A 17,653-nucleotide genomic window follows, 5' to 3' on the forward strand; every position below is an offset into this window, starting at 1 on the left:
TTAATCATCATGCTCGCAAGATTACTCAATCTCTGGATCGCCTCAACATTTGCGGTCGCTGGGTTCGCCGTGTCGGCCCCAGCCGCCAACATTTTGTTGCGCGCGCATGCTACGCACAATGGCTCGGTCGTTTACTTGGGCGACGTGGCTGATGTTTCTGCGGCCGACGAATTGGAAATGCAAGACTTGCTGACGACTCCTTTGATTGCCGCTCCGGCCGAGGGCACGCAACAATTTCTCGATGCAACACGCGTGCGTGATTTGCTCGCCAGTCGTGGGATCGACGTCACCACGTTATCGATTCGGGGGGCGAGAACGGTTGAAGTCGGCAAGGCTGCTGCAGCACAGAAGATTGCAGTCGTTCAGCCCATTCCTACACCGCTGCCACTTGTCACCGCCGAAGAGTCGCAGGAAGCTGTCATCGGGGCGATCAAACAGCATTTGATCGAAGCCACCGGGAATCAAGATTGGGAAATCAAAGTTGATTTGAACACCGAAGAACTCGCGAAACTCGCTCCGCTGGGCATCGAACTGAAAGCCACGGAAGGCCGCTCACCTTGGACCGGTACGCAGCGTTTTGCCGTTGCTCGAATTGGTGTGCCGGGCAGCGTGCCCGTGCTGGCGCACGTCGAACGTATGAGCTACGTGGTGGTGGCCCTGCGGCCGATTCAACAGGGCAATCTCGTCGGTGCCGCCGACGTGGAACTTCGTTTGCAACCCGGCAAGATTTCTGCAAACTCTGCTCAATCAATTGATCAAATCGTCGGCAAAGAAGCCTTGCGATCGCTCAAAGCCGACGAAGTAGTCGAAACGAATTTCGTGCGGGCTCCGTTGCAAGTTCAACGCGGCGAGACCGTCAAGGTGTTTGCTCGCACCGCGGGTGTCACCGTCAGCACCTACGCCGTGGTCCAGCAAAATGGCTCGCTGGGCGATCTCGTGCAAGTGCAAACTTTGGACAAGAAAGATCGCTTCATCGCGCGGGTCTCGGGGTGGAAGCAACTGGAAGTCACCCCCACCGGTGCCACAGTGAATGATATTACGACGGCCAATCAACCTTCCTCACAACGACGTTAAGCCTCTCCAAAAATACTATGAAGCTTTTACGCCTAATCACACTGACTGTAGTAATGGCCACGGCCAACGCCGTGCGAGCCCAGGATGGCAGCTTGTTCCTGCGTCCCGCGCAAACCCCCAATGGCCTGACGCTGGAAAACAGTTCGTTCATGTTCCAGCAACTGCCTCCTGAGTCGCTTCCTCGCCAGTTGAAGATTCATGATATTGTCACGATTGTGGTTGACTATCGCTCGCGATTTTTGAGTGAAGGCAACGGCCAGGCCCGTAAGACACAAAACATTCAAGCAATCCTGCAAGAGTGGGTGCGGCTCGACAACGGCGACTTGAAGCCGGCACTCATGAACGACGGCGAGCCCGGGATTGCCGCGCAGAACAATAGCCAAAACCGTTCGCAATCCGACTTGGAACTTCGCGATACGATGTCGTTCCGCATCGCTGCCGAGATTGTCGACATTCAGCCTAATGGCAACTTGGTGATCGAAGGCCATCAAACGCTCCGCAACAACGACGAGCGTTGGCGGATTTCGCTCACCGGCATTGTCCGCCGTGAGTCGATTCAACCGGATCGTACCGTGAGCAGCGACGCGATCTATGATCTGAACATCGACAAAGAAGAAATCGGCCAGGTCCGCGATGGTTATGCCCGCGGCTGGTTGCTGAAGTGGTATGACAAGTACAAGCCGTTCTAAAAAGCGATCTTAACGTATCACTAATTCACCCGACGCTAGCGCGTTACGGCTCATGCAAACTCAACTGATAAATCCTATGTTCCGCACAAGAAAAATTCTGAGCCTGGTTCTGGTCATTGCTCAACTCATGTGTCTGAGCTCGAGCGAGGTTCAGGCCCGCACGATTTTGCGGAACATCTGCCGCGTGAAGGGCCAGGAAGAAAACGTTCTGCGCGGTCTGGGTTTGGTCGTAGGTCTCAATGGCACGGGTGAAATCAACGATCCCCAAACCATGCGTGCGTTGGCACGAGCCCTCGATATCATGGGGAACCCGATTCCTCAGTTCGGCATGCCGGGATCAGCCACGTTTGACGAGTTGAGCAAGGTGAAGAATGTTTCGTTGGTTTGGGTGTCTGCACGGATTCCAGCCACGGGTGCCCGCCGCGGCGATAGGCTCGACGTCGACGTTAGCGCGATCAACGGCAAGAGCCTCATCGGCGGGCGTTTGGTTTCCGCCGCGTTGCAGGGTCCTAACACACAGGATCGCCGCGTGTATGCCCTCGCCGAGGGTTCGATTTTCGTGCAATCCGAGGAGCAACCCCTGATCGGAACAATCAGCGGTGGCTGCCAGATGGAAGAGGACGTGTTCACGCCGTTCGTTCAAGACGGCTACATCACGCTGATCCTCGACAGCAATCATGCGAACTTCCAAACGGTTTCGGAAATCGCGTTGGCCATCAGCCAAACGCATTTCCAGAACGACGAAACGGCCGTGAAAGCGGTTAATGCTTCGAATATCGTCGTACGCGTTCCCGATGCCTACAAAGAAGACCCGGTGCTGTTCATTTCCAACCTGTTGGAATCGCAAGTCTATCAGCCGGAACCGGAATCCCGGGTTGTGATCAATCAACGCGCGGGGAGCATTGTGATCGACGGCGACGTGCAGATCGGCGACGTGGTTATCTCGCACAAGAACATTGTAATCGACACGGTCGAGCCGATCCCTCCATTCGTGGCGGTTGATCAACAGCAGCAAGAATCGGCCAAACTCAAAGCGCTTGTCGATGCACTGAACGCTCTGAAAGTTCCCAATGCCGATGCGATTGAGATCATCAAAGGGATCGACCGCAGCGGCAAGCTTCATGCCCGGTTGATTATCGAACAATAAGACATGCCGCGTGGCTAAGGAACTTGATCATGAAGATCGACATGAACAACTTGAATGGCATCAGGCCACTTCGCGGTCACGTGGCGACCTTCGAGGAACAAGTCGAAGGAGCCAAGGAAGCTCGCGACACCTTTCGTCAATTCGTCGGCGAGTCGTTCTTCGGACAGATGCTCAAGTCGATGCGGAGCACGCTCGATAAGCCGGCCTACTTTCATGGCGGACAAGCCGAAGAAGCCTTTCAAGGTCAGCTCGATCAGGTGCTCTCCGAAGAAATGACCGCAGCCAGCGCCGACAAAATTGCCGACCCCATGTTCCGCCGGCAATTTCCGAAAGAAGCCGAGATTTTGGCCCAAAGTGAAAAGAAAGAAACGCTGAGCCTGAATGACTTGAGTTCGCTCCGCAGAATGTAGACCACCAATCACCGGAAAGCACGCACGATGGACTTGCACTGGGAAACTGAGTTAGCGCAACTTTTGAATCGGCTCAGCGATACGCAGCAAAGCTTGTTGGGGCTGCTGGATCGCAAACGCGAGATGTTGCTCACGCGCGATCACACGGCGTTGTCGGCACTGCTACCCGAGGAAGAACATTTGTGCACCGAACTGCAAGCATGTCACGATCGACGCCAGCAACTTTTGGAGCAAGCGGCCGCCGACGGAATGCCAGCTGATAGCATTCGCTCGTTGGCTCAATCGTTGCCACGCGGCGAGTCGCAAAGTCTTAAACAGTCGCTAGATGAGGCGAGCAAACGCTCGCGTTTATTGCGGCATCAATGCGTGGCCCAATGGGTTGCCGTCCAGCGAACCATGCTGCATCTTTCCCACATGGTCGAGATTATTGCTACTGGCGGCCAATTAAAGCCGACATATGGAAAAGGGGGCGCGGCTACAAGTAGTGGTGCCCTGATGGATCAGGCCGTTTAGTTGCCGCGGGAAGAGGGATTTTCGTCGGCGACTGAGCACTTATCTTCAGTTACTGGCGCTCTTCCATGTCGCTTTTCAGCTCACTTCAAATGGCGGGCAATACGCTCAACGCCATGCAAATTGGTCTGCATGTCGTGGGCAATAACATTGCCAACGCCAATACGCCGGGTTACATCCGCGAGCGGGCCATCTATTCCCCCGCGCCCGTGCAGAAGCTGGGCAACCTTAATCTTGGCCTCGGCGTGGAAGTCGATGGCATCGTGCAGGTCATCGATAAATTCATCGAAGATCGCCTGCGCGACTCTGGCAGCGATCTCGCCAGCGCTGAAGCCCTCGAAAAAGCTTACGCCGATTTAGAAGCTCAGTTCGATGCACTCGGTGAAGCGAACATCGGCTCGCTGATCACCAAATTTTTCAACGGCCTCGATGACATCGCCACGAACAACAATTTGGGCGTGCGCGATCTCATCATCAAAGACGGGATTAATCTCGCGCAAGCCTTCAACACGCTGGATCGCAGTGTCGAACGACTGCACGCCGATCTGAGCACACGCGTGCAGGGCATTGCCCCGGAAATCAACACGCTGACCGACAAAATCAGCAAGCTGAATTTGCAGATCGTTGCGATGGAAGCCGGCGGTGCTTCGGCGAGCGATGCCGGTGGGTTACGGATTCAAAGATCCGAGGCCCTCAAAGACCTGGCTGGTTTGATGAACATCACCGCCACCGAAACGATCACCGGTTCGGTGAATATCTCGGTCAACGGTCAGATTCTGGTCTTTGAAGGAACAAAACGTAACGTTGAATCGCAAGTTACCGAAGTGAACGGCATCAACGCCGCACGGATTCAGTTCGTCGACAACAAGAGCACGCTGGACGTGAGCGGCGGCGAGCTGCATGGCATTTATGAAGCACGCGATGAGGTTTATGCGGGTTTTCTGGATGACCTCGACAATCTCGCCTCGAACCTAGCATTCGAATTCAACAAAATTTACAGCCAAGGGCAGGGGATCGACGGCTTCACACAACTCACAAGCGCCTCGAGCGTACTTGATCCTTCGGCAGCGCTGAATAAAGCGGGGCTGGACTTTACGCCCACAAGCGGGAAATTCACCGTATTGATCCGTAATAAACAAGACGGCACGACCAAAAGTCATGAGATCAATATCGATCTCAATGGACTGGACGGCAACGACACGACGCTCAATTCGCTCGCCGCGCAGCTCAATACCATCCCAGGACTCAATGCTGCGATCAACATCGACAATCGGCTCGTTCTGAGTACCGAGACCTCGGGCATCGACTTCAGCTTTGAGGTCGAATCGCCCAGCGATGAAAGTGGTGTGCTCGCGGCACTGGGAATCAACACGTTTTTTACCGGTTCCGAATCAGGCAATCTGGGAGTTAATCCACAACTGACTCAAGGAGATCGGGCGAGCGCGAAGTTTGCCGGCAGCACCCAAGGGATCAACGACGGCACGGGCAATGTCTTAAGGCTTGTGGCGATGTACGACCAATCACTGACCGGCCTTGAAGGCAGCTCGATACGCGGCATTTACGACAGCATCATCAACACCACGACGCAAGGGGCTTCCATTGCACAGGCCGTTGCCGATGGCCAGCGGGTGTTTTCAGGAAGCTTGGAAGCGGCTTCCCAGGGTGTCAGTGGTGTCAATCTCGATGAAGAAGCGATCGACATGATGATGTTGCAACGAACTTATCAAGCGTCAGCGCGGTTTATCAGCACATTGTCGGACTTGCTGGATATCTTGGTCAACCTGTAAGCGAAAGCAATCTATTCATGGCAGGCGTCATCCCCATTTCGAGCAACCGAGTGAGCGGTTATTTGCTCCGCTCGCGTTTGACGCAGCAGTTTCAAACCGATCAGCTCGATTTGTTTCGCTTGCAGGAACAAATCGCCACGGGCCAACGGATCGTGCTTCCCAGCGACGATGGGCCCGCTGCACTCCGCGCGATCTCGCTGCAGCGCTTGATCGACCGTAAGGCGCAACTCACTTCGAACGTGCGTATTGGACAACAGTATTTGGCGGCCAGTGATACGGCGCTGCAAGATGTTGCGACCGAATTGTCAAAACTCAAAGGTTCGACTCTCGGCGTGGCGGGAACGCTTACCACTGACGAACAGCGCACAACGGCCATCGAGGAAATCAATACGTATCTCGAATCGCTGGTGAACATCGCCAACCGCCAGTATCAAGGGCGTTATCTGTTTTCGGGTTCTCTGTCGTCAACGCAGCCCTATTCGTACGTTGATGGTTACGTCGTTTACAACGGCGATTCACAAAACATACAAAACTATGCCGACTTGGGCGTGTTGTTTGATGCGAGCATTTCGGGGCAAGACGTGTTTGGTGGAACATCGGCTCAGGTCGCCGGTTCGGTCGATTTGAATCCTCAACTGGAAATGAGCACCAGTTTAAGCAGCTTGCGCAATGGGCGCGGAATTGCTCCCGGCGGCGCGATTCAGATTTCCGATGGGAACAATGTTTCCACGATCGATATCAGTGGTGCCAAAACGATTGGCGACGTAGCTCGTCTGATTCAAGAGAAACCACCGACGGGTCGCGAGATTGAAGTCAATATTACTCCCACCGGTTTGACGCTGCAATTTGTAGGCAACACGACGACTGCGAATCTGATTGTCAGCGAAGTGGGCAGCGGCACGACGGCGCGTGAACTCGGCATTCTGAACACCACGGGTGTGGGGACCGCTCAGCTCACGGGCGAGGACCTTAGCCCCAAGATATTGAAAACAACTCAGCTTGATGACCTCCTGGGAGCCAAGGCTCGCACGACGATTCAATCCGCAGGCAATGATAATAACATTTTGCTGGAAGCCTCTGCCAACGGCACGTCGTTCAACGGCGTGACGGTTCAATTCGTCGACGATGAATTGTTGACCGCCGGAGGGGGACTGATTGCCGGCGACGAAGTCGCCCAATACGACGCTAATGCCCGCGCAGCCAGCGCAGCCTTGAGTTTTTCCGGCATCGGCAACGATCTTATTCTCACCGGTTCCACCACCGGAACGAGTTTGAATAACGTGCAGATTGTTGTGACAAGCGTTACGCCGGGTAACGAGAGCGTGGTTTACGATTCCGGTGCAAACCGTTTGACTGTCTCCGTGGCTAGCGATGGTTCCACGACGGTGGAAGACATCCGCCTCGCGATCAACGCCGAGGGAACCTTCACCGCCCAGCCCGATACCACGGTCGAAACCTACAACGCCGCCGCGACTATTGACGCGGCCGATGCTGGCGTGATTCAAGGCAACACCGGCAATACCGGCGGTGCGGCAAGAACGCTCTATGTGCGCATCGATCCCGGCACCACCACGGCCAATCAGGTCATCGAAGCGATTAACGCCGAAGGGACTTTCACGGCAACGGTCGACCTGAACGATTCCTCGTCCGCAGACCGTGCTGGTACGGGCGTTGTAAGCCTTACGGCACCCGTTTCACTCACTGCCGGCGGGGCAGGGGAGACGCTCGATCAAGCTTCTGGACTGCGGATCGTCAATGGCGGCAAGACCTATAACGTTTCGTTCGAGAATGCCGAGACGGTTGAAGATATGCTCAATGTCCTCAACACGTCGGAAGCCAATGTTCTGGCGGAAATCAATGCCGAGGGAACTGGCATCAACATTCGCTCGCGTTTGAATGGCAGTGATTTCCAGATCGGCGAGAACGGCGGCGACACCGCCACGCAACTCGGCGTGCGCACCTATGGACGCGACACGAGTCTTAGTGATTTCAACTACGGCGTTGGTGTAACCTCGGGTGAAGGCTTCCAAGTACCAACGATCACGGGGACCGACTTCACCATCCGCACCAGCGATGGTCAGGAATTCGCGATCGATCTCACGGGCAGCGAAACGTTGGCCCAAGTGGTGACCGCGATCAACAATGCGACCGGCGGTGACATCACGGCATCGCTGGCCGTGCCTGGAAACGTCCTCCAGATAGTCGACAATACGGCGGGTGCGGACGACTTTACGATCACACGCGCCGAGGGAAGCCTTGCTGCTCAGTATCTTGGCTTGGTTCCTGATGGCCAAACATCGGTGAGCACTTCCACAAACACAATGGTCGGCAACGATGACAGCTATACCGATTTCACAATCACCTTCGGCGGGCAAGATTACGGTATCGATCTTAGCGGTGCCAAGACGGTGGGTGACGTGATCGACCGCATCAATGCCATTACCGTGGGTGTCACGGCCCAACTTTCTGAAACAGGGAACGGCATTACGCTTTCCGGCGCTGGGCCGATTACCGTGACCCGGCAAGGCGAAAGCGAAACAGCCGAACTCTTGGGTTTGATTCCTAAAGGACAGACCACGATCACGGCCAACGATGAACTTACCAGCACCGATCAAAACTTTCTGGAAAACGACAGCGTCTTCAGCACGCTCATTCGTTTACGCGATGCGCTCACAGACAATGACGTGAACGCCATCGAGCGAGCGTTGGCCGATGTGAATGCCGACGTCGACCGCGTGACGTTCGCCCGGGCCGAAGTCGGAGCGGTCGCCAAGGGCCTGGAGCTGTCGCAAATCACGCTCGAAGACGAGCAGATCCAACTCAAAACAGCGTTGTCCGAAGAAATTGACGTCGATCTCGTTCAAGCGATCTCAGAACTCACCGCCCGCCAGATCGCAATGCAGGCGAATCTCCAAGTGACGGCGAACATCTTGCAGTTGTCGCTGCTGGATTTCATTTAGTTAGACGATGGCTGTTGTGACAAGCGAATGTACGCGATTCTATCTGAATATCACGTTCGCTATCAGCCCTAGGCCTATGAGTAGTATTGCCCAGCCTGTGGCGATCCGTGCCCACCATTCGATTTTGTGGATGACATTGAAGGCTTTACCCACCGAATGAGCGCTTAACGCAATAATGACCGCAAAAATTAGCACTGGCAAAGCTGTGCCTACACCGTAAAGCAGTGGCAACATGATGCTCGATCCCGCCTTGAGCGAGTTCATCACGTTTCCGAAGAATAACGCCGCTGATGTAGGGCAGAAGGCCAAGGCAAAGACGACCCCTAAGAGCATCGCCCCCCAAATGCCCAAGGTATCGACACGCTTCTTAAGGGATTCCGAGAATCCCCCACCGGCGATGTTCAGCTGCAAGAGGCCCAATAAGAACATGCCCACAATCACGAGCGTCGGGCCCAAAAGCAAATGCATGTACTTTTGCAGGAACAATGACACCTGCGGGATCGAAAGGGCCGTCTTGACAAGCACAAACGCCAGACCCAAGTAGGCTACCATGCGTCCGAGCGTATACAGCAGTCCAGACATCAGCACGGCGCGAGGGCTATCGACGCGTCGGCCGATATAGCTGATGGCCGCGATGTTCGTGGCGAGCGGACATGGACTGATCGATGTGAGAACACCCAACCACAAGGCTGAGGCTGCAGGCAGTATGAACTCGGTCATTCAGTGGACTCCGATTCTTGCTTCGCTTGTTTCAAGTAGCTGCTGACACCTTGCTGAACATAGGCCTGAAGTTCCACCGGTTTGGCGGCAAGTGACCAGACTTTTGGCAGGGGTGACCACTTCAAGACTTTGCCATCAACGATGCTTTGCAGCAACAGGGTCGGGTCATCAATCTTGTAGGCCTTTGTGATGTCTGCATTTTTAGCGGACTGGAAGTCCACATATCGGAATTCAACTCTGCCTGCTTTCATTTCTTCGCTGAAACTCTTCTTCACGGCCTCTTCGGCAAGAGTCCCGATTCTTTTGCATGTCGGGCACCGGACCGTGCGATGGAAATAGATGGCGACAACTTGATGGGGCGGCACCTTGTCCGCACGCAGCGCTTCGCCGGTCGATTCACCCGTTCCACTGACAGCCATAGCGATCGCAACAATTAGTTGAGATAACATTTAACTTTCTCCCTTGGTTTCTGCAGGAACGTCTGAGCGTTAGTTGACGGACAACAGCACATCGGCCTCCTGGACGACGTAGTCGGCAAACGCGGATTTGTCGCCTACCAACTCCCACACGCGCGATAAATTGCGCCATTGAAAGTTTTGTCCAGCTTCACGACGAACCAGCACTACCGTCGGGGCAGCAATTTCGTACTCCAAAACGAAATGAGCGTTCTCAGGGGCTTCGTAATTGACGACTCGCCATGAGAGGGCACCGCTAGCCAACTCGTCCGCAAATTGCGAAACGATCGCCTCCTCGGCATTGGACTCAATCTTCTGGCACGTTGCACATCGAATATTGCTATGAAAGTAGTAAACGACGAGTCCGTCTTGAGGCAATGCTTCGGTCGTCGACTCCGCTTCTGTCTCCTTGACGGCACTTCGCTGCATCTCTTTGCCTGCTATGACCACAACAGCCACGGCCAGGAACGCAAGCAGACCGTATTTGAGGACAATTTTCACATTCATAGGAAAGCTCCTTACAGACTTAGTGGGACCAACATGTCCTAACTTGTTCCTATTTGGGTAACACATTGACAATCTCTTGTGGCGAGGCAACACGCCCCACGAATTTGACTTCGCCGTTGACCACCAGGGCGGGTGTCATCATTACGCCATACTTGACAATTTCATTGATGTCCTCCACTTTTTTTACTTCCACATCGATGCCCAATTCTTTGAGCGCTGCTTCGGTGTTTTCTTTGAGGGCAATGCACTTCTTGCAGTCGGTGCCTAAAACTTGAATCGTGGTCATGATAGAAATCCTCCAAAGTTAATTGATGTTGACTGAGTTTGGCTCCGCAGCAACTGTTGCAGTGGGAGATGAACTTGGCTGCGACATGGGGTTCTCGGGATACAAAGCGCCGTATCCCATTCCCGCAATGGTCGACATCCCTACGACCAGCCCCACGAAGACGGCCGTCTTGGCGTTTCCAACGACCGAGCGAATCACCAGGATGCTTGGCAGCGATAACGCGGGACCGGCTAACAGCAATGCCAGCGCGGGGCCACTTGCCATGCCATTGCGCATGAGGGCTTCGAGTATCGGCACTTCGGTCAGCGTGGCGAAATACATCAAGCTGCCGATTACCGAGGAAATGAGGTTGCTGGCGAAGCTGTTGTCTCCCACCCACGCGGCGACCTGTTTTTCAGGGATGAGCGCACCTAGAAAGCCAACGACAAACACGCCGCCGAATAACAGTGGAATCAAGAGCTTGGAAAATTCCCAAGTGTTCCCCATCCATTCCGTGAAATCTTGCTTGTTGAGCCAGAGCAAACCCATGACGACCACCGCCAATCCCATCACCCCCGCCAGATACCACCGGACGTGATGAATCTGAGTGACCCAGGTATCCACATCGACAATGCTCATAATCTCCGACTTGGCAAGTCGCACGACCTCGGCCGATTCACGCCCGAGTGCAGCTTGTTTCAAACGCAGATCGTAGGCTCCCTCTGTTTCGTATTGAAGCGTGGCTTCGAATTGCGTGCCGTTGGCAAGCTCAACATGCTTATCTCCGGGGTTGAACCAGTCGCTAAACACGAGAAACGCAAGCATGGCAGCAAGCATGGCGGCATTTTGCCAAAGTGGACGACGCGACGCTGGCGGATCAGGAAGTGCGAGCGTGGCTTGAGTGCGAGTTTCTTCACTGCGGCGGAAGATGACGGCCATCAATATGCCGATCACCACGCCAAACACGATCGTCCCGATCACTCGGGCGACGCCGAGTTCAATTCCCAGGACGCGGGCGGTGAGAAATATTGCGAGCACGTTGATTGCAGGGCCGGAGTACAGAAAAGCAGAAGCCGGTCCGAGACCCGCTCCTACACGATAGATGCCCGCGAACATCGGCAGCACGCTGCACGAACAGACAGCCAATACGGTGCCGGAAACGGACGCAACGGTGTAGGCCTCGACCTTGTTTGCCTTGGGACCCAGATGTTTGAGGACAGATTCTTTCGAGAGAAACGTTGTGATCGCCCCGGCGATGAATAATGCCGGAACGACACACGCCAAGGTATGGTTGCGAACATACCATTGCAGCAGAATGAAGGCCTCGACAATGGCCCCAGTCACCTTCGCTGCAGCCGGGTCGGCGTCGTTTGGGAACTGCGGCGTAGAAATACGCTACCAGAAAGATCGCAAGAAAGGCGGCAAAAATCTTGTATTCGAGTGACATAGTCAGCCTCGCATTTTCGTATTTGGCTATTTATGCAAATATATGTTTGAGAAAAATACCACCCTGCGGTGGCATCAAAAAATTAACCGGCAATCCAACTCAGTTCGATAAAACCGCCAACGAATGATTCGCGTTACACTTCACGACAGACTCAATGCAATTGAACAGTCCCGTCAGGCATTTCACGCGTAACTTGTAAAAGACCATTTGGCCTCGCTTATCGTCCTCCACGATGCCCGCCCCTTTAAGTTGAGCCAAGTGCCGCGAAACGGTCGACATATCGCTCCCCACCAATTCCGTGAGGTCGCAGACGCATCGTTCTCCCTCGGCCGCCAACACATCCACAATTAACAACCGGGCCGGATGGGCCAGGGCTTTCATGATCTTAGTGCGGGCTTGGTATTTGGCTCGATCTTTAGCGTTCATAGATTCCTCTATCGATATTTGCTTATTTGTAAGTTTAGCCAAATATGCGATTAAGTCAAGTATGCGGTCGTATTTCTGCGCAAAATAGGCTCACTCTCACGGGACCCCAACCACGGAAATGGAATCGGCTCCACCGTAATGCGTGAGTATGCCGTATCAATCTTGCACTACCACATAAACTCAATCGCGGCCGTGGCACCATTGTAAAACAGATCGCTCTCGGAAACTGGACTCGATGTGCCTCCCGGCACTTGAGTCGTGATGGCCGCTGCGTCACTGGCGAGCGAGACTTTGTCGAGCCACATCACCTGATAGCCGCCGCGAATCGCGATGTGTTCGGTCAATGTGTAATTGGCAGAGAGATTCAGCTCTCCTACGAAAGCTAATTCAGTCGCATCGTCGGAGGCACTGGCAACAATTGTCGACGTCATACGGTTTTCGATCACATTGCCGTAGGCTCCTGCTTTGGCGGAAAGGTTCAAGCGAAATGGATTCGCGCTGTCGGTAAAGGCCAGATTTGTTCCCAATTGCCCGCCATACATGCGATTTTGCTCTTCCCATGAGACAAACGTCGCGGGTGTGGCAATGTTGAGTCGCAATTTATCTTCAACTTCGACCCAGCGGAAGCCGCCCAGAATTGTGATTCGGTCGGTAATCGGCTTGTGAATATTAATCTCAGAACTGTTGAGTTGGGTGTCATAAAAGCCGTTGATCGAGCCGCCGCCCAGGATCGTCACTCCGATGCCAGCCACGCGAAACGTCGTGATATTGGGAATCGTTGTGATCGCGTCGGCATCGTAATCGCCAAAGTAACGACCTTCCCAAATCAGGCCACTGGCCGAGCGATGCATCAAGGTCAGATCAGGGCCCACATTCCAGTCGAAGCCAAAATCGGTGCCGTTGATGACAACACCTGGCGTACCAGTGGGTGGCGTTACGATGGCTGCGGAGTCGGGGCGTGCACGATGCAAAAAGATTGCACCGACCGAGACGCTCCATCGTGGGGCATAGCTTCCGGAGTGGAAAGAGCAAAGCTCGCAATCATCTGCCGATGCAGGACCGCTTAAGGATGTTGGGGCGGGAAGTTCACCCATGACTTGCATCTGCTCGTCGTGAATGAACTTAGCTGAGTGTGTCACGCTGGGGAGCGTTCCCTGGTCCATCCAAGCGATATCGGGACTTTGAAACCACGGCGACTTTACGGGAGCGGCAGCAAGTCCAGCATGATTTAACACGCTCACAAGCGTGAGTACGTAGAATGCCCGCATAGTGCTAGCCATTGCCGAGTCCCTTCGCCGTGTCATTTACTGCGTAAGTGAGAAGCCGTTCTCACTAAGATTTGCTATCGGTGGCGACCCACATGAAAAATTGCGCTGAGAATCCATGGCATAAACCTCACTGTACTACTCACCCGCGGTGTAAACAGTAAAGTTTGCCAAACAGCCACCAGAGAGCATTGAGTAGGTTTGTTGTAAATCATTTCTGCGCCGTTTTACCAAAGACACCAGTTTTGCTGATTTTGCCATTCCTCCGGCGACGATACATCTTCCAGGCGTATTGCCATGCTATGCGCCTGGGTGCCACGGCTGGCTTGTCCAGCAGTGTCCTTGAAACACGGATGGGCAAGCCACCCGCGGCACTCAAAAAACGCGAACTCGCAATTTGCTTTAGGACGCGAAAACTGGCTTGGTCAAGGAAGGTGGCAGACCAATGGACGTATTTACCACGCGCTTTGGAGTTCTCTCCATTCAGCCCCACGACGAAATCGTTTTCGAGAACGGCCTCATTGGGTTGGAAGATTGTAAGCGTTGGGTCGTCCTGACCGATTCCAACAACGGCGCGCTCGGCTGGCTGCAAAACCTCGAGCAAGGCCACATCGCCGTTGGCGTGGTGAGCCCTCGCCGGTTCGTGCCCAACTATCAGCTTCGCGTCGATCGCAGCGATTTGCGGACCCTGGGATTGGTGACGATTCGCGATGCCGAAGTGGTGGTCATTGCCAGCCGCCAGACCGAGGGAATGACGCTGAACTTGCGGGCCCCGCTGGTGATCAACGTCGAAAAGCGGCTCGGTTGCCAGGTGATTGCCAAGGACGAGCACCCCGTGCAATATCCGCTCGACTTGCAGAACCTGAAATTGCGACGCATTGCTTAAGAGCTAGCAGGGAGAACGCCGAGAAACGAAACAGAATTCCCGTACTAAGGGAAGACAGCAAAGAACTGGATTCCCGCGTGCGCGGGAATGACGAATCAGTCGAGACTGACGGAAGTCAAATCGTTTCCCAACTGTGTGGGAACGACGTGCGAACGCCGAGGAGAGTGCGATGTTGGTTTTGTCCAGACAACGTGACGAAAGCATTATCATCGGCGACAACGTCGTTATTACCGTCGTTGACGTGCGCGGCGATAAAGTCAAACTGGGTATCGAAGCCCCCCGCGAAATCTCGGTTCACCGGCGGGAAGTTTACGAAGCCATTCTTCGCGAGAACCGGCAAGCCACTCTGCTCAAGCCCGACGACACCCAACTCTTGGGTCCTCAGGGCATGTCTAGCGACCGCGTTTAATTACGCCATTTCACGCCTATTGTCGTATTTGCGCTTATTAACCTAAGCCAATCCGTCCATTTGTTGCGCTCCATTCTTGTGCAGTTCCAGCTCTGTTCGAGGCATTCGCCACGACAGATTCTTCCTATTAGTTGGGTTGTAGCAATTATTCCATGAAATCGGCTAACGAATGTAGCGCGTGTATTGGTTGAAGCTTCCGCTGAGATGAACTGACTCTAAAACAACCAGAAAATGAGGTTTTGACCTTAAAGCGCCCAAAATTCCCACGACGATACCCTTCCTTAGACGGACCGCCAACGGAGCGAGTAGGAAAAAAGTAGCGCGTTGCACGGAACATGTCCTAGAGTTGGTTAATTCGCCGTGGCGAATACCACAGGACAAATCGATAGGGATGCCGAGACCGTCAACAGAATTGACAGCGGTGTGGATGGCGAGGTGGATACCTCGGCGCCGTGCGACGACATGTTATGGCCGGAGTCGTCTGACTCCCCAGATCCGGTCTTCCGAAAAAAAGAACTGGTTTTATTTAGACAGGGGTGTTTGCAATGACTCGTATTAACACAAACGTGAGCTCGCTCGTTGCCCAAAATACATTGGGTCGCTCCAATGCGAGCTTGAACCAAGCCTTGACCCGTTTGAGCACCGGTTTGCGGATCAACACGGGTAAGGACGATCCCGCGGGTTTGATCGCCAGCGAAAACCTTCGTAGCGACATCACCAGCGTGAAGAAAGCGATCACGAACACCGAGCGTGCTAATCAGGTGATTGCCACGGCTGACTCGGCCCTCGGTCAGGTAAGCTCGCTGCTCAATGACATTCGCGGTCTGGTGACCGAATCGGCCAACACGGGTGCCCTGAGTGACGATCAGCTTGCCGCGAACCAGCTTCAGATTGACTCCTCGCTGGAAGCTTTGAATCGTATCGCTCAAACCACGACATTCCAAGGTCGCAAGTTGCTGGACGGCAGCTTGGGCTTCATCACCACCACGACCGACGACGATTTTGCGAACCTGTCGAACTTGAAGATCGACCAGGCCAACCTCGGCTCGACCGGCAGCGTGGCGGTGGATATCAGCATCAGCACCGCTGCGACCCAAGCTCAGGTCGACGTTGCGAATATCCCGGTTGCTGTTGACGCGATTGCAGCTTCCGACACACTCGACCTAAGCAACACGGTGACCCAAGCTGAATGGAACCTCACTTTTGGTACTGCCGCTGATCTTGATCTCACTGCGGAAGCGGCAGGAGATGCAGCTGGCCACCTTGGTAATGGGTTTACAGGTATCACAATAATTGACGGTGCGGTTGCTGGTACAAGCTACGACGACAGCACGGGCGTCCTTTCTGTTACAGTGGATATCACCGGTGGTGATAACACTGTGGCCGACTTGGCCGCCGCGATCAATGCGGGTTCCGATTTCAACGTCACAACCAATGGTGGTGGTGCTGAGACGATCGTCGCTGGTGCTCTCACCGCGACCGAAACCCAAGCTACCATTGGCCAATCGGCAGGTGCAGGTACTATTACAGTCACGGCTGATGAGGCCGGTACAACTGCTAATGGTGTGACTGTGACATTGATCGAAGACAACACGATCACGAATAACACAGCTTCAGCAGCCTTCAATGGTGCCAATATTGAAGTTCGGGTCCGCGGTACGGTTGCCTACAGTGCCATCAATAGTGCGATTGATGGATTGGCTGGCTATACGTCTGTACTGAGCGGAACTTCTGGTAACACGAACTACATTGCTTCTGCGGACGCGCCACCTACGGCTGCGACTTTGGCGAACGGTGCCGCGGCCACAGGTGGTATCTCGGCCGACTTGGTCATCGAGCTGGCCGGTGCGACGGGGGGTGAAGTTCTCTCCTTCCAAGCTGGAACTTCGCTGGCTGACTTGGTGAGCGGCATCAATTCGGTGTCCGACGCCACAGGGGTCTCCGCGACGGCCAATGGCACGACGCTTGAACTGACTTCGGTCGCTTACGGCTCGAATGCCTTCGTGGACGTTAAGATCATTGGAGAAGGTTCAGGCAGCACTCCTGCCGGAACATTCACTACCGCTTTGGACGGTGTCGGTGCTCGCGAAGAAGGTGCCGACGTGGAAGCCACGATTAATGGTGTGGCCGCCACAGGTGACGGTAACAATCTCACGATCAACACCGCTACCTTGGACCTCAGCACCACAGTCGCCGCCGACTTTGAAGGCACGGTTTCCTTCACGATCACCGGTGGTGGGGCCTTGTTCCAACTCGGACCCGACGTGGTCTCGAACCAACAAGCTCGCTTGGGCATCGGCAGCGTGAACACCGCTCGCCTTGGTGGTTCCAGCGGCAAGTTGTACCAACTCGGCACGGGTGGTGATGCTTCGCTGTCGACCGACAACCTAGACGTCGCTGCCGCGATCGTCGAAGAAGCGATCAACCAAGTGACTTCGCTTCGCGGTCGGTTGGGTGCTTTCCAACGCACGAGCTTGGAAACGAACAAGAACGCTTTGAGCGATACCTTGACCAATCTGACCGATGCCGAAAGCGCCATCCTCGACGCCGACTTCGCTTCAGAAACGGCCGCGTTGACCCGGGCTCAAATCTTGGTGCAGTCGGGCACGACGGTTCTCCAGATTGCCAACTCGAATCCGCAGAATGTGTTGGCTCTGCTCCAACGTTAATTCTGACGGTGAAAATAACGAGCCGGT

17 protein-coding genes are annotated in these 17,653 nt (G+C 54.5%); 10 read left to right on the forward strand and 7 right to left on the reverse strand.

Going from position 1 to position 17,653, the window contains the following annotated elements:
• The first annotated feature begins 9 nt into the window (after positions 1-9).
• The 7 genes from flgA (at position 10) to AC6T8Q_RS04560 (ending at position 8,577) form a co-directional block, all read left to right on the forward strand.
• A complete protein-coding gene (flgA, locus tag AC6T8Q_RS04530; RefSeq protein ID WP_500677946.1) occupies positions 10-1,074 on the forward strand; it encodes a flagellar basal body P-ring formation chaperone FlgA in 1,065 nt (354 codons plus the stop codon).
• 53 nt (positions 1,075-1,127) lie between these two features.
• A complete protein-coding gene (locus AC6T8Q_RS04535; protein WP_500677947.1) occupies positions 1,128-1,763 on the forward strand; it encodes a flagellar basal body L-ring protein FlgH in 636 nt (211 codons plus the stop codon).
• A gap of 76 nt (positions 1,764-1,839) precedes the next feature.
• Entirely contained in the window at positions 1,840-2,910 is a 1,071-nt protein-coding gene (locus tag AC6T8Q_RS04540; protein WP_500677948.1) for a flagellar basal body P-ring protein FlgI, read from the forward strand.
• Positions 2,911-2,939: 29 nt separating this feature from the next.
• Positions 2,940-3,320, forward strand: a complete 381-nt coding sequence (locus AC6T8Q_RS04545; RefSeq protein ID WP_500677949.1) for a rod-binding protein — start codon at positions 2,940-2,942, stop codon at positions 3,318-3,320.
• Between the two features lie 27 nt (positions 3,321-3,347).
• On the forward strand, positions 3,348-3,833 hold the full coding sequence (gene flgN, locus AC6T8Q_RS04550; RefSeq protein WP_500677950.1) for a flagellar export chaperone FlgN: 486 nt from the start codon (positions 3,348-3,350) through the stop codon (positions 3,831-3,833).
• A gap of 65 nt (positions 3,834-3,898) precedes the next feature.
• Positions 3,899-5,617: a flagellar hook-associated protein FlgK gene (flgK, locus tag AC6T8Q_RS04555; RefSeq protein WP_500677951.1), complete on the forward strand. Its 1,719-nt coding sequence runs from the start codon at positions 3,899-3,901 to the stop codon at positions 5,615-5,617.
• A gap of 17 nt (positions 5,618-5,634) precedes the next feature.
• Positions 5,635-8,577 (forward strand): flagellin N-terminal helical domain-containing protein, encoded by a 2,943-nt coding sequence (locus tag AC6T8Q_RS04560; protein ID WP_500677952.1) that lies wholly within the window; start codon positions 5,635-5,637, stop codon positions 8,575-8,577.
• Positions 8,578-8,616: 39 nt separating this feature from the next.
• Here AC6T8Q_RS04560 and AC6T8Q_RS04565 read toward each other — a convergent pair whose 3' ends face one another.
• From AC6T8Q_RS04565 to AC6T8Q_RS04595, 7 genes are all read right to left on the reverse strand, one after another.
• Positions 8,617-9,297, reverse strand: coding sequence for an aromatic aminobenezylarsenical efflux permease ArsG family transporter (locus tag AC6T8Q_RS04565; RefSeq protein ID WP_500677953.1), 681 nt, complete (start codon positions 9,295-9,297; stop codon positions 8,617-8,619).
• Entirely contained in the window at positions 9,294-9,746 is a 453-nt protein-coding gene (locus AC6T8Q_RS04570) for a nitrophenyl compound nitroreductase subunit ArsF family protein (RefSeq protein WP_500677954.1), read from the reverse strand. Before AC6T8Q_RS04570 ends, AC6T8Q_RS04565 begins: the two co-directional genes overlap by 4 nt.
• A 39-nt stretch (positions 9,747-9,785) precedes the next feature.
• On the reverse strand, positions 9,786-10,259 hold the full coding sequence (locus AC6T8Q_RS04575) for a nitrophenyl compound nitroreductase subunit ArsF family protein (protein WP_500677955.1): 474 nt from the start codon (positions 10,257-10,259) through the stop codon (positions 9,786-9,788).
• Positions 10,260-10,308: 49 nt separating this feature from the next.
• Complete coding sequence (locus AC6T8Q_RS04580) at positions 10,309-10,545, reverse strand: thioredoxin family protein (protein WP_500677956.1); 237 nt, start codon at positions 10,543-10,545, stop codon at positions 10,309-10,311.
• An 18-nt stretch (positions 10,546-10,563) separates the two neighbouring features.
• Positions 10,564-11,868, reverse strand: a complete 1,305-nt coding sequence (locus AC6T8Q_RS04585; protein ID WP_500677957.1) for a permease — start codon at positions 11,866-11,868, stop codon at positions 10,564-10,566.
• 202 nt (positions 11,869-12,070) lie between these two features.
• On the reverse strand, positions 12,071-12,397 hold the full coding sequence (locus AC6T8Q_RS04590) for an ArsR/SmtB family transcription factor (RefSeq protein ID WP_500677958.1): 327 nt from the start codon (positions 12,395-12,397) through the stop codon (positions 12,071-12,073).
• A gap of 167 nt (positions 12,398-12,564) precedes the next feature.
• Positions 12,565-13,677: a BBP7 family outer membrane beta-barrel protein gene (locus AC6T8Q_RS04595; RefSeq protein WP_500677959.1), complete on the reverse strand. Its 1,113-nt coding sequence runs from the start codon at positions 13,675-13,677 to the stop codon at positions 12,565-12,567.
• A 430-nt stretch (positions 13,678-14,107) separates the two neighbouring features.
• Between AC6T8Q_RS04595 and fliW the strand changes: the two genes are divergently transcribed.
• From fliW to AC6T8Q_RS04610, 3 genes are all read left to right on the forward strand, one after another.
• Positions 14,108-14,548 carry a flagellar assembly protein FliW gene (gene fliW, locus AC6T8Q_RS04600; protein ID WP_500677960.1) on the forward strand — a complete coding sequence of 147 codons (441 nt, stop codon included), beginning with the start codon at positions 14,108-14,110 and terminating at the stop codon, positions 14,546-14,548.
• A 169-nt stretch (positions 14,549-14,717) separates the two neighbouring features.
• Positions 14,718-14,957, forward strand: coding sequence for a carbon storage regulator CsrA (gene csrA, locus AC6T8Q_RS04605; RefSeq protein ID WP_496919229.1), 240 nt, complete (start codon positions 14,718-14,720; stop codon positions 14,955-14,957).
• A 545-nt stretch (positions 14,958-15,502) separates the two neighbouring features.
• On the forward strand, positions 15,503-17,626 hold the full coding sequence (locus AC6T8Q_RS04610) for a flagellin N-terminal helical domain-containing protein (RefSeq protein WP_500677961.1): 2,124 nt from the start codon (positions 15,503-15,505) through the stop codon (positions 17,624-17,626).
• The last annotated feature ends 27 nt before the right edge of the window (positions 17,627-17,653 follow it).

The organism is Bythopirellula sp., from assembly GCF_041737835.1.
Classification (GTDB): domain Bacteria; phylum Planctomycetota; class Planctomycetia; order Pirellulales; family Lacipirellulaceae; genus Bythopirellula.

Bases quoted from the DNA above. Each gene is read 5' to 3' on its own strand.
- flgN (WP_500677950.1), top strand. From the start codon at position 3,348: ATGGACTTGCACTGGGAAACTGAGTTAGCGCAACTTTTGAATCGGCTC.
- AC6T8Q_RS04535 (WP_500677947.1), top strand. From the start codon at position 1,128: ATGGCCACGGCCAACGCCGTGCGAGCCCAGGATGGCAGCTTGTTCCTG.
- AC6T8Q_RS04575 (WP_500677955.1), bottom strand. From the start codon at position 10,259: ATGAATGTGAAAATTGTCCTCAAATACGGTCTGCTTGCGTTCCTGGCC.
- flgA (WP_500677946.1), top strand. From the start codon at position 10: ATGCTCGCAAGATTACTCAATCTCTGGATCGCCTCAACATTTGCGGTC.
- AC6T8Q_RS04590 (WP_500677958.1), bottom strand. From the start codon at position 12,397: ATGAACGCTAAAGATCGAGCCAAATACCAAGCCCGCACTAAGATCATG.
- AC6T8Q_RS04595 (WP_500677959.1), bottom strand. From the start codon at position 13,677: ATGGCTAGCACTATGCGGGCATTCTACGTACTCACGCTTGTGAGCGTG.
- flgK (WP_500677951.1), top strand. From the start codon at position 3,899: ATGTCGCTTTTCAGCTCACTTCAAATGGCGGGCAATACGCTCAACGCC.
- csrA (WP_496919229.1), top strand. From the start codon at position 14,718: ATGTTGGTTTTGTCCAGACAACGTGACGAAAGCATTATCATCGGCGAC.
- AC6T8Q_RS04540 (WP_500677948.1), top strand. From the start codon at position 1,840: ATGTTCCGCACAAGAAAAATTCTGAGCCTGGTTCTGGTCATTGCTCAA.
- AC6T8Q_RS04580 (WP_500677956.1), bottom strand. From the start codon at position 10,545: ATGACCACGATTCAAGTTTTAGGCACCGACTGCAAGAAGTGCATTGCC.
- fliW (WP_500677960.1), top strand. From the start codon at position 14,108: ATGGACGTATTTACCACGCGCTTTGGAGTTCTCTCCATTCAGCCCCAC.
- AC6T8Q_RS04565 (WP_500677953.1), bottom strand. From the start codon at position 9,297: ATGACCGAGTTCATACTGCCTGCAGCCTCAGCCTTGTGGTTGGGTGTT.
- AC6T8Q_RS04545 (WP_500677949.1), top strand. From the start codon at position 2,940: ATGAAGATCGACATGAACAACTTGAATGGCATCAGGCCACTTCGCGGT.
- AC6T8Q_RS04560 (WP_500677952.1), top strand. From the start codon at position 5,635: ATGGCAGGCGTCATCCCCATTTCGAGCAACCGAGTGAGCGGTTATTTG.
- AC6T8Q_RS04610 (WP_500677961.1), top strand. From the start codon at position 15,503: ATGACTCGTATTAACACAAACGTGAGCTCGCTCGTTGCCCAAAATACA.
- AC6T8Q_RS04570 (WP_500677954.1), bottom strand. From the start codon at position 9,746: ATGTTATCTCAACTAATTGTTGCGATCGCTATGGCTGTCAGTGGAACG.